12 protein-coding genes are annotated in these 11,692 nt (G+C 42.9%); 6 read left to right on the forward strand and 6 right to left on the reverse strand.

The window, feature by feature from the left end:
* Positions 1 to 68 precede the first annotated feature (68 nt).
* Positions 69 to 980, forward strand: coding sequence for a tRNA-modifying protein YgfZ (gene ygfZ, locus JIG41_RS17135; protein ID WP_036966598.1), 912 nt, complete (start codon positions 69 to 71; stop codon positions 978 to 980).
* A 12-nt stretch (positions 981 to 992) separates the two neighbouring features.
* Complete coding sequence (locus JIG41_RS17140) at positions 993 to 1,478, forward strand: peptidylprolyl isomerase (protein WP_036966596.1); 486 nt, start codon at positions 993 to 995, stop codon at positions 1,476 to 1,478.
* Between the two features lie 77 nt (positions 1,479 to 1,555).
* On the opposite strand, the gene JIG41_RS17145 is transcribed toward JIG41_RS17140, so the two are convergent.
* The 6 genes from JIG41_RS17145 to JIG41_RS17170 all read right to left on the reverse strand — a co-directional run bounded on the left by JIG41_RS17145 (position 1,556) and on the right by JIG41_RS17170 (position 8,622).
* Positions 1,556 to 2,416 carry an IS982 family transposase gene (locus tag JIG41_RS17145; RefSeq protein ID WP_199525156.1) on the reverse strand — a complete coding sequence of 287 codons (861 nt, stop codon included), beginning with the start codon at positions 2,414 to 2,416 and terminating at the stop codon, positions 1,556 to 1,558.
* 92 nt (positions 2,417 to 2,508) lie between these two features.
* A complete protein-coding gene (locus tag JIG41_RS17150) occupies positions 2,509 to 2,991 on the reverse strand; it encodes a hypothetical protein (protein ID WP_199525157.1) in 483 nt (160 codons plus the stop codon).
* A 14-nt stretch (positions 2,992 to 3,005) separates the two neighbouring features.
* Positions 3,006 to 3,848: a YdiY family protein gene (locus JIG41_RS17155; protein WP_118844560.1), complete on the reverse strand. Its 843-nt coding sequence runs from the start codon at positions 3,846 to 3,848 to the stop codon at positions 3,006 to 3,008.
* 11 nt (positions 3,849 to 3,859) lie between these two features.
* Positions 3,860 to 4,180, reverse strand: a complete 321-nt coding sequence (locus tag JIG41_RS17160; RefSeq protein ID WP_036966590.1) for an HI1450 family dsDNA-mimic protein — start codon at positions 4,178 to 4,180, stop codon at positions 3,860 to 3,862.
* A 119-nt stretch (positions 4,181 to 4,299) separates the two neighbouring features.
* Positions 4,300 to 7,413, reverse strand: coding sequence for an efflux RND transporter permease subunit (locus JIG41_RS17165; RefSeq protein WP_036966587.1), 3,114 nt, complete (start codon positions 7,411 to 7,413; stop codon positions 4,300 to 4,302).
* A 9-nt stretch (positions 7,414 to 7,422) separates the two neighbouring features.
* Complete coding sequence (locus JIG41_RS17170) at positions 7,423 to 8,622, reverse strand: efflux RND transporter periplasmic adaptor subunit (protein ID WP_230235559.1); 1,200 nt, start codon at positions 8,620 to 8,622, stop codon at positions 7,423 to 7,425.
* 268 nt (positions 8,623 to 8,890) lie between these two features.
* On the opposite strand from JIG41_RS17170, the gene JIG41_RS17175 reads away from it, so the two are divergent.
* The 4 genes from JIG41_RS17175 (at position 8,891) to JIG41_RS17190 (ending at position 11,683) form a co-directional block, all read left to right on the forward strand.
* Entirely contained in the window at positions 8,891 to 9,682 is a 792-nt protein-coding gene (locus JIG41_RS17175) for a crotonase/enoyl-CoA hydratase family protein (protein WP_036966584.1), read from the forward strand.
* A 71-nt stretch (positions 9,683 to 9,753) separates the two neighbouring features.
* Positions 9,754 to 10,107: a CidA/LrgA family protein gene (locus tag JIG41_RS17180; RefSeq protein WP_036966581.1), complete on the forward strand. Its 354-nt coding sequence runs from the start codon at positions 9,754 to 9,756 to the stop codon at positions 10,105 to 10,107.
* Positions 10,097 to 10,807, forward strand: coding sequence for an LrgB family protein (locus JIG41_RS17185; protein WP_036966578.1), 711 nt, complete (start codon positions 10,097 to 10,099; stop codon positions 10,805 to 10,807). Before JIG41_RS17180 ends, JIG41_RS17185 begins: the two co-directional genes overlap by 11 nt.
* A gap of 33 nt (positions 10,808 to 10,840) precedes the next feature.
* Positions 10,841 to 11,683 (forward strand): mechanosensitive ion channel family protein, encoded by an 843-nt coding sequence (locus JIG41_RS17190; protein WP_199525158.1) that lies wholly within the window; start codon positions 10,841 to 10,843, stop codon positions 11,681 to 11,683.
* Positions 11,684 to 11,692: the final 9 nt, after the last annotated feature.

The following is an 11,692-nucleotide window of genomic DNA, read 5'->3' on the forward strand; positions in this document are numbered from 1 at the left end:
CAGCTATTTAAATTGCCACCCTAACTAAGTTATCATTAGCACTCATTTATATCGTAAAGAAGGTTTTTATGTCGACTGTTTACGCAAGTCCATTATCTCATACGCTTATCAGCCTAACAGGTAAAGATAAGTTGTCTTACCTTCACGGACAAATTACACAGGATATCAATAAGCTCACTAATGATACGTTCTTGTGGGCAGGTCACTGTAATGCCAAAGGTAAGCTTTGGGGCGTTTTTCGCTTGTTTACCTACCAAGACAGTTACTACCTTGTTGGTTCTAAAGCCGAAGTTGAGCAGTCTCTGGTTGAGTTAAAAAAATATGCGGTCTTTTCTGCTGTTGAAATAGACCCCTGTGAAAAGCCATTAATTGGTTTGATGGGTGATGACCTCTCAGAGGTGCTAGAGGCACTTAATATTCAATTTAATGATGAGCAAACGGCTGTCGATTTTGCCGACGGTAAAGCCCTTAAGCTTGCAGAAAACCGCGTGTTACTCATGGTCAATAGTGACTTTAGTTTACCCGAAAACGTTATTGCACTCGATAACGATGCCCAATGGCAACAAGCAGCGATTGCCGCGGGTGAGCCTTCACTTAACAGTGAGGCCATTGGCGAATATGTGCCACAAATGGTTAACCTACACGCGATTGGCGGTATCAGCTTTAGAAAAGGCTGTTACACAGGCCAAGAAACCGTTGCCCGTATGAAGTATCTTGGCAAAAACAAGCGCGCCATGTATATCGTTGCGGGTGAAGCAGATGGTTTACTCGATGAGCTTGAACTCGAAACACAAATGGGTGAAAACTGGCGTCGCGCTGGCAAGCTTATCAGTCAAAGTTATAATCAAGAAACGCGCACTTTAATGGGACTCGTTGTGTTACCGAATGACAATGAAACAGGCCAATTATTACGTGCTAAACACCTCCCTCAGGTTGAGCTATCGATTCAAGCTCTGCCTTACTCTCTCGAAGATGAATAAATAGGAATGACTATGATCGCAGCAGAAAACAAAGTGGTAAAAATGCATTATTCAGTATTGGATAATAACAAAAACACCATCGACAACTCGTTTGATGGTGAACCACTGGTGTTTATCGTTGGCACAGGTTACTTGATCCCAGGCCTAGAAAACGCACTACTAGGTAAAGAAGCTGGCGATACTTTCAGTGTTACCGTTGAACCAGACCAAGGCTATGGCGAGCGTCACGACGACTTAATGCAAGCGGTACCTAAGTCAATGTTTGAAGGGATGGACATTGAAGTGGGTATGCAGTTTCGTGCAACAACCGATGCAGGCGATCAATCAGTGATGATCATCGATATCCAAGATGAAGAAGTGATTGTTGATGGTAATCACCCATTATCAGGGATTACTTTACACTTTGATGTTGAAGTACTTGAAGTACGTGATGCAACAGAAGAAGAGTTAGCACATGGTCATGTGCACGGTGAAGGCGGTTGTGGTCACAGCCACTAAACCCGTAGTATAAAAAAAGCGCCTGAGGCGCTTTTTTTATACTAATTCGCTTAATTAACCTCAGATCTGTATAAGAATTAAAGCCGAGTCACTTTTATACTCGGCTTTTTAGTCTGAAAGGTATAGGCAATTAATCCAGCCATTAAATTAACCATAAACGAGATACAGCTTCTGTGTCTTGTATGATCTATTTGAGCCATGTTTTTTAGCTGATCGAAAACTGTCTCAATGATGAAACGCTTTGATAACATAGCTCTATCCCAAGATGATATTGGTTGGCGTTTCATATTACTTCGTTGACCTGTTATAAAATCAATGCCTTGCTCAGCAAGTTCCGCTTTTAGGCTTGCAGATACATAGCCTTTGTCAGCATATAAACTACCTGTAACATTTTCGACCATATCTAACACAGGCTTCCTATCATCAACATTCCCTGCGGTCACTTTTACTGCTAATAAACCCCCTTCGTCATTCATGATGAGGTGGAGTTTAAAGCCATAAAACCAGCCCATTGTTCCTTTTCCTCGCTTGGCTTCGTCAGCGAAAACTTGGTGGCGAGGAATACGCATGTTGTGACACACCTTGAGAGAAGTGGAATCGATAAATGCAATGCCTGTTGGTTTATCAAAGCGCTGCTTCAGATAGCTACACAGAGCAGGTAACGTGGTCTGAAGTAACTTCAACATACGTGTATAACTGACTAAATCAGGAAAATAATGTCGCCAATACTGACAAACAAATTTGGTGTAGTAAGTTTTAAAGTCGCGATAACCTGATTGATGAAAGGCAATTAATATAGTCATCACTTCGCTAGAGGATAGTCGAGATGGCTTAATGCGTTGCTTTTCACCCGATTCTATTAGATGTTTAAGCCATTGAGGTTCAAACAATAAACAAAAATCATCGACATCTACGTAAATTGCATCTAAGTTATTCATGCCCTTGCCTCGGTAATCTTATGTTTCTTAATCGAAAGATCTGATCACCGCAAGGGCATTTAGTTCCATTTCTTATGTGCAGCTCAGGTTAATTAATCATCCACTTGCTCTGGTTCTGGTTGATGTTCCGGCTCTGGCTTAGATTCAGGTTCAGTTATGTGTGCCTGCAATGCCGCTAGCAAGCCTTCTTGGTCGTTGGTGCCTAAACGATAGTGAGTGCCATCTTTCATTGCTAATTCTACAGCTTTAAACCCTGATACACTGTAAACCCAGCCATCGTGAGTTATACGTAAACCAATTCCATGGCGAAATGAATTACTGACCGCTCTGACTGATTCAATGTCGTCAAAGCTCACCGTTTTACCAAATACACCCGGCCCAAATGCCCAGCTCACTGTTCTATCAGTTACTTTAATAGTTAAGCTATGAAATAAAAAAGCCACTAACACTAAAATAGCGCAAAACCCCATTAATGGCACATCTGCGCCGATTAAGTTCCACGCCAAGGCAAGAAAACCACCTATCCAGCCCAAAACAACAAAAATAAACACTGCGTATTGCTTATGTTGATACATAAAGAATTCTCTAATTAGAAGCTATAAACAAAGGTCGCACTTAGCTCTGAGTCATACTTAAGCTTGTCTTCCTCTGGTTTTGAGTTGTAGCGATACATATAGGTAAATTTAAGTGACACATCGCCCATAATCTTACTGATCAATGATGTTTCTGACTTTAATCGCGAGTTAAGACCTGACAAAGATTGCTCGTAACTCACATCTTGATTAAAGCGTGTGCGCTCAGAAACGGTACGCTCCCATTGCAACGCTAAACGGAGCAGATAACCGGTTTTTGTTTCGTCTTCTTCCGTTGCAATTTCTTGATCGGCAACTGAACGATAAAGGCCCGGTCCAACGTCTATATCGACTTTATTTTTACTGCCTTGATAAATACGATTGCCATACCCTGTTGCAACCGTACTCTTAAACTCAAGACCACTAAATTTATCTTCTTCGTAATCTCCGTAAATGAAAAAAGACTCATTTTTCACGTTCAGCTTATAGTTTCCTTGCCCCGAGACAAAAATACGATCTGCTGATACTTCTTCATCGCCGGTTTCTTCATTGCGATCGCGTTTGTAAAGCGTGTCTATTTTGAATTGATTACGCCACTTTTCAAAGTCTTGATAAAGGTTACCTTTGAACTTGAAACTCGTTGAATTGGTATTGCCTCTACTTACCATAAAACCGAACTCCATATCACCATACAGCATTTCGCCTTTATGGATTTTATGGATTTCTTCTTCTGACAACTGCCCGTATTCATGAAAATCTTCAAATGGATCAACAGCAATAGCCTGCCAACTGCTAAGCAGTAAGGCGGCTAAAAAAACACGTTTAATTGTACTAAGACAACAAAAAGTAGAGTCAAACATCGGCTGGAGAGTTATTCGCTATCTTTCCAGAGAATGTGGCAAAACGGTGCATCTTTATCTCGGCTAATTAAAATCTTGGCAAATAAAATATCTTGGTTATCAAACTCAAGCCCTACTAAGACTTGTACAAACAGCTCAGGTTCAATTTCTAATGCAACAAAATCTTGCCATTGATCGTCAGGCTCACTTTCTTCGATAAAACCTAACTCTTCTCTGTGCTCGTTAAAATCATTAATATCTTGTTCGCTTAAGTTATCGGGTGCTAACTCTAAAAAGATATCATACGCCTGATGTGTTACTTCTTCTTCACTATATAAGCGTGGACCAGCCATTCCTTAAACCCTCTGCACATGCAAACTGCGTTATTTTAGGTATGATAACAAACCTCTTTTCTGTTTTGCCAAAAAAAAAGCCAGGTTACCCTGACTTTTTTATCGTTAGTGTCTCTTTTTTAGTTTTCGACCCTTTGGCCTTTCACTTTTTCACGCATAGCTTGCACTAATGTATAAAATAGCGGAACAAGCAACGTGCCAAAAATAGTGGCCGCTAGCATACCAAAGAGCACAGTCACACCTAATGATATTCGGCTGCCTGCCCCTGCCCCACTCGCAAACACAAGCGGTAATACGCCAAGCACGAATGACAAGGCCGTCATTAATACCGCTCTAAAACGCAATTTTGCTGCGTTGAGTGCTGCCTCAACGATGCCTTTTCCGGCGGCACGCTCTTCCATCGCAAATTCAACAATTAATATGGCCGTTTTCGTCGACAGACCTATCAGCAACACTAAACCAACTTGCGCATAAATATTGTTTTCCATCCCAATCACGTACAGTGCAAGCATGGCACCAAACAAAGCTAAAGGAACAGCTGCAATAACTGAAAATGGAATCGTCCAGCTTTCGTACTGCGCAACTAAGAACAAGTAAACAAATACGACCGCTAAACCAAATAAAATTGGCGCGACGTTGCCCGCTTCAATTTCTTGCTTAGATTGCCCTGCCCACTCATACACGTACCCAGAGGGTAGCTTAGCGGCCAATTCTTGCATAACAGCAATCGCATCCCCACTTGAATACCCTTGCGCTGGCTGGCCACTGATACTGGCACTTCGGTACAAATTAAAGTGCGTTAAACTTGTCGGGCCAAGAATCGGTTCAAGTTTGGCCAGTGTTGTTAAAGGAACCATTACCCCTTCGTCGTTACGCACGTAATAGTACTGTAAGTCTGCGGGGTTTTGACGATACTGACTTTCGGCTTGCATTATGACCCGATACGTTCGGCTAAATTGATTAAAGTCATTAACGTACAAAGAACCTAGCTGTGCTTGCAGTGTTAAGAAGATATCACTCAACGCCACTCCTTGTGCTTTGGCTTTATTACGGTCAATTTCTAAAAAGTACTGCGGAACATTTGCTCTGAATGTACTGTACACATTTGACAGTTCAGGCCGTTGATTAGCCTCGTATACTAAGCCGTTAAGCACCTGAGAAAGCGCAGCGGGTTCACGCCCTTCACTGTCTTGCAGTCTAAATTCAAAACCGGCACTGGTGCCAAGCCCCGGTATTGATGGCGGGTTAAATGCCATTATCTGTGCGTCTGGCATCGCCCAAAACTGCCCCATCAAACGACCTAACACCGCTCGCAGACCTAAATTAGCGTCTGTGCGCTCTTCCCAATCTTTTAGTACCACAATACCCAAGGCATTATTTGAACCTGCACCGCCTAATAATGAAAAACCTGAAACGGCGATAAAATCAGTTGCTGCGGGTTCATTTTTAATAATATCACCCAATTTATGCATGACTTCTTTGGTGCGGTTACTTGCCGCAGCATCTGGCAGTTGCACATCAACAAATAGAAAACCTTGGTCTTCGGCTGGCACGAATCCGGTGGGGACAGCTTTAACTAACCATCCCGCGGCCGCAAAAATGATAACCGCAAACAACGCCATTCGTGCGCTACGCTTTAGAATAAAGTTAACGACTTTACTGTAGCCACTGGTCGAGCGCGTAATAATATTTTCAAATGGGGCTAGCCACTTAATCGGTTTCATCGCTTTTTCATTCAGTAATAGCGTACAAAGCGCCGGACTCAAGGTTAATGCATTCACCGAGGAAATTAGCACTGCAAATGAAATAGTCACCGAGAACTGTTTATATAACTCTCCGGTGATGCCAGGCATAAATCCAACCGGTACAAACACCGCTAGCAACACCAGTGTGGTTGCAACAATAGGCCCAGACACTTGTTCCATTGCTTTAGTAACGGCTTCTTTTATTGGTAGTTTCTCTTCTTTTAAAATACGCTCAACATTTTCTATAACGATAATCGCGTCATCCACCACAATACCGATTGCCAGTACTAAACCAAATAAGGTGATTAAGTTGATGGAGTAATCCATCATCATCATAAAAGCAAACGTCCCCACCAAAGACACCGGAATAGCAACAGTGGGAATCAGGGTTGCGCGCCAATTTTGTAAAAACAAAAATACCACTAAAATAACCAAACCAACCGCTTGTAAAAGGGTTACCACGACTTCTTCAATAGAACGGTTAATGAATTCGGTTGTATCGTAAGGAATAGAATACTCGATGCCATCGGGTAACTGCTTTGCCAGCTCAGCCATACGGGCTTTAACATCCTCTGCAACCTGCGTGGCATTGGCTTCTGTTAACTGATAAATAACGATAAATGCTGTATCTTGCTGATTCAATTTAGCGGAGGTGCTGTAGCTTGCCGCCCCCATTTCGATACGGGCAATATCATGTAAACGAACAAAGTTACCGTCTTTACTCGAACGAATAATGGTTTGGCCAAATTCCTCTGGGGTTTTTAAGCGCCCTTTTGCTTGAATCGAATATTCAAATTGCTGACTGGGCCCCGTAGGAGCCGCGCCTAACTTACCGGCTGCAACAATGGTATTTTGCTCTTGCAATGCGCTTCTAACATCGGCCACCGTTAAGCCTAATGATGCCATTCGATCTGGGCGAAGCCATAAACGCATCGAATAGGTTTGCTCACCCATCACCTCCGCAGAGGCAACCCCATTTATACGACCAAGTGGCTCCGTTAAATAGTTTGTTGCATAGTTACTTAGAAAAATAGCGTCGATATTATCTTTACTTGAGTAAAGGTTAATCCCTAACAACATAGAGCTCGACTTTTTCTTAACCGATACCCCTTGGCGCTTTACTTCCTCAGGTAATCCCGCTTCAGCGAGCGCAACACGGTTTTGCACGTTCACTTGTGCTATGTCTGTGTCAGTACCAACCTTAAAATAAACAGTAATATTTGCCGTGCCGTTATTTGTCGAAGTCGATTCTATGTACATCATGTCTTCAACCCCATTGACTTGCTCTTCAATGGGCCTGATCACCGACTCTTCCACTATTTGAGCACTGGCTCCGGGGTAACTTGTCGAAATTTGTACTTGCGGTGGCGTGATCTGCGGGTACATATTCACCGGCAATAATGTCATTGAGATTAAACCCGCAATCGTAATGACTATCGATATTACCAGCGCAAATTTAGGGCGAGATATAAACGTTTTACTAATCATCTCTGCCCCCTAAGAGTTGGCTTTGCTAGTAATAGTGCCCGTTGTTGCATCAACATTTTTTTCAACGGCTTTGACTTCTGCACCTTGGCGGACTTTTTGTAAGCCTTCAATAATCACCTTTTCGCCTGCTTCAAGGCCTGACTCAACCACCCACATCGCGTTAATACGGCGACCAAGTTTCACAACGCGCATCGATACTGTGTTTTCATCATTAACAACAAGTACAAACTTACCTTGTTGATTTTCTTGTACTGCAACTTGTGGAATCAAGGCTAATTCTTTTTTGTTGGTGCTCTCGACTATTAATGTAACAAACAAGCCAGGCATAACCATGCCGTCGGGGTTGTCGAACGAAGCCCTTAATTCAACGGTCCCCGTGTTTCGATTTATTTTAGTATCCGCAAAATCAAGGACTCCCTTGCCTGGAAAAACGGAGTTATTTGGTAATCGTAAACTTAAATCAATAGGTACATCACGTGGGTCGCGATCTGGGGTTTGATGTTGCTGTCGGTAGCTTATGTAGTCAGCCTCTTCAACTTGAAAGCTCACATAAATGGGGTCTACATCAGTCAGCTCTGCCAGTTCATTCGATGAGGGCCCAATAATGTTGCCCACATCGTAGTTCACTTTACCTATACGACCCGCGAATGGGGCTCGAATTTCAGTGTAGCTTAAATTCAACTTTGCCTTTTCAAGCTCAGCTTCGGCCGCTTTCACCGCGGCTGTCGCTTGTTCAAAGTTAGTTAATAACTTGTCTAAATCGGACTGCGAAATAAACCCTTGAGAGGCAACATCTCGACCCCGTTTTAAGTCTCTTTGGGCAGCACTTGCAGCAGCCTTTTTACTTTTAAGATCGGCTTCAACCTCGGCCACCGTGGAGCGGTATTCAGACGGGTCTATACGCAATAATAACTGATCTTTTTCAACCGCAGATCCTTCGTCAAAGTGACGCTCAATGAGCTCCCCCTCAACACGGGCTCTAATTTTAACTTCTTGAAACGCTTCAGTGCGGGCGACAAACTCTCGATAATCTCCGACTTCTTGGGTAACAACATTAAAAACAGATACCGCCGGTGGCGGCGTAGCCTGTTTCGTTGATTTATCATCGGAACAGCCTACTAAAGCCGAGCTAAAAGCCACGGTAAATAAGGCGGTTGTTATAAAAGATGATGATTGATTCTTTATGCGAGCTGTTTTGCGCATCAGCATATGTATACTCCTTGTAGCGCGACTTAACGCTAAGTCTAGTCGTGTCGTGGTATTTTGCGAAAGTTTGAGCCAGTATCTTACCGATAGCAAAATTGAGCTAGTTGAAAACCTGCTTCTTTGTTTTAAAAATATACATCAATTTGTAATCAAGCATATGACAGAGTTACCGTTTTTTGAAAAAATTAACGTTTCTTTGCGACACATCAGCATTTCTTTACATACTTGTCATTAGCTCGTAAGCTCTAACACACAGGTCAGAGGAGTTGCCATGATAAAGCTAGAAATAAAACAACACGTCGCTTGGGTTTACCTTGCTCGTCCAGAAAAGCAAAATGCGCTTAGTTTTGATATGTTTGTCGAGCTGTCACGCGTCATCAAAAAAATTAAACGTGACCCTCGCTTACGCGCTGTGGTGATTAGTGGTGAAGGTGAACATTTTTGTTCTGGGCTCGATGTCGCAGCCGTTATGAAAAAGCCCAGTAACATCATGAAACTGCTTTTTAAGTGGCTGCCGGGCAATCAGAACCTTGCGCAAAAAGTGGTCTTAGGCTGGCAAGATTTAAGTATTCCTGTAATCGCAAAAATTTCGGGGCATTGCTTTGGCGGAGGAATGCAAATAGCACTCGGTGCCGATTACCGAATTGTAGATAAACACGCCAAACTGGCGATTATGGAAGCACGCTGGGGGTTATGCCCCGATATGGGAGCAAATGTGGTGCTTGCAGGATTAATGAAACGTGACCAAGCACTCTGGTTGGCAAGTCATGCCGGTCCCGTATCTGCTGAGGACGCTAAAGACTATGGGCTTGTTACCCAGCTTACAGATGATGTTGATAAACACACCGCGGCAATGCTCGAAACCCTCATGGCGCGTTCACCAGATACATTGGCAGCAATTAAGCGGCTTACTCAACAGAGCTATCGCTCGCAGCAACGTAAAATCTTAGCAAAAGAAACCTGGAGCCAAATTCGCTTATTAATGAACCCAAATACCAAAAAAGCCATTGCTAAAGCAAAAGGAGCAGATGATATTGAGTTTAACAACGCCAAGTCATGGTAAGCTAAAGTCGCATAGTACTACTGACAAGGGTATGATGTAGTTGAACTTTCACAAGCCATTTTCCATCTATCATGAAATACCTGTTCAGTAGTGCCATTATTCTTGCGTGCTTAGCGGTCGCTAAGTATTTAAGCCTGTTACTTAACAGCTCTTTTCCTGCGCCATTGCTCGCTATGGTCATGTTACTTTTACTGCTATTAACGGGGGTTGTTAAAGAGCATCAGCTAAAACCGACAGCCAGCCCTCTGTTAAATTACATGCCATTATTTTTTATTCCAGCGGGCGTTGGCATCGTTGAGCACCTTGGTTTAATTGGTCAACATTGGTCGCTTCTGCTCACTGTATTTATTATTGTGCCTTTGAGCAGCGTATTGCTCATTGGTGGCGTTATCGCCTATTTTAAGGGGCGTGAAAATGACGACTAATTTATGGTGGTTAAGCGTTCCAGTCATTATTTGCCTTTTTTTGTTACTAAGAGTCCTCAACAACAAAACAACTCACGGTGTTTCTAAAGCACTTAGCAACCCTGTTTGCTGGGCTATTTTGATTATTGCTGCGTTACTTGTAACACTCGACTTACCTTATGCGCCGTTTGCTGAGCACAGCAAAATACTCAGCTGGTTATTAGAACCGGCGATAGTCGCCCTCGCTTTGCCGCTGTATCAGCAGTTTGTGCACGTAAGAAGAAACCTATTACTCATCGTGATTAGCTGTAGCTTAGGGGTGATTAACGCCACTGTTGTTGCCTCACTCATTTGCTATTTTTTTGCTGCCCCCGCTGAGCTTAGTGCATCGCTTGCCAGCCTTTCTGTTACAACGCCCATCACGTTAATTGTCACGGATGCACTGGGCGGTATTCCTTCTCTTGCTGCTGCAATGGTTATTTTTATTGGTGTACTGGGTGGGATTTTTGGCAATTTAATTTTTTCGCTATTAAACATCCGTAATGCACAAGCTAAAGGTGTTGCCATCGGCACCGCGTGTCATGCTATTGGCACCGCCTCACTTATTACTGAAGAGGCAAAAGCCGGCGCATTTGCATCGGTCGCAATGGCACTGAGTGCGCTTTTAAGCGCTATAATAGTGCCCTTACTCTATCCTGTTTTACAACATGCTCTGGTATAGTCAGGGCAAGCAGTAACCTTGTTAGGAAAACACATGATCGATTCTGAATTACAACAAGTTGAAAAATACTACCACTTGATTACCGAATACCTCGTTACCTACAGCATGCAAATTTTTGGTGCCATCTTAATCCTGTTCTTTGGTTTATGGGTCGCACAAAAAGTATCAAAAATGATTGCTGGATTAATGCAACGGCACAACATTGACATAACCTTAACTAACTTTGTCAGTAACGTTGTTAAAGTACTGCTTATTATTATGTTTTTGGTTATCGCACTGGGTAAAATAGGCATCAGTGTTACGCCATTTGTTGCAGCAATCGGTGCTGCATCGTTAGGGGCTGGTTTAGCACTGCAAGGTATGCTGTCAAATTATGGGGCTGGTCTTGCAATCATTGCCACGCGCCCTTTTGTTGTTGGCGACACGATTGAAGTAAAGGGCGTTAGCGGACAAGTTAAAACTATTGAACTTGGGTATACTATTTTGATTAACGAAGAAAAAGTCGAAATCACTATCCCAAACAAACACATTGTTGGTGAAATTTTACATAATTCGTTTAGTTATTCACTGGTAAAAGGTGAAATTGATATTGCCTACGATGCCAACGCAGACTTAGCAATTGCACTCATCGAAACAGTATTAAAAGAGCACGAATTAGTTGCCGACGAGCCTCATTCACAAGTGGGTATTGAGCGCTTTGCAGACAGCGGCGTGACATTAAGTTATCGTTATTGGGTGCCGACGACCAAAATTATTGAAACCAAGCTCTCGGTTAACCGCAAAGTATTCAGCGCTATTCAGGGTGCAGATATCGACATTCCCTTCCCACAGCGGATCGTTACACTTAATCATACACATGAGAAAGGTGCTGAATAGCACCTTTTT

The organism is Pseudoalteromonas sp. bablab_jr011 (assembly GCF_016464045.1).
GTDB lineage: Bacteria > Pseudomonadota > Gammaproteobacteria > Enterobacterales > Alteromonadaceae > Pseudoalteromonas > Pseudoalteromonas lipolytica.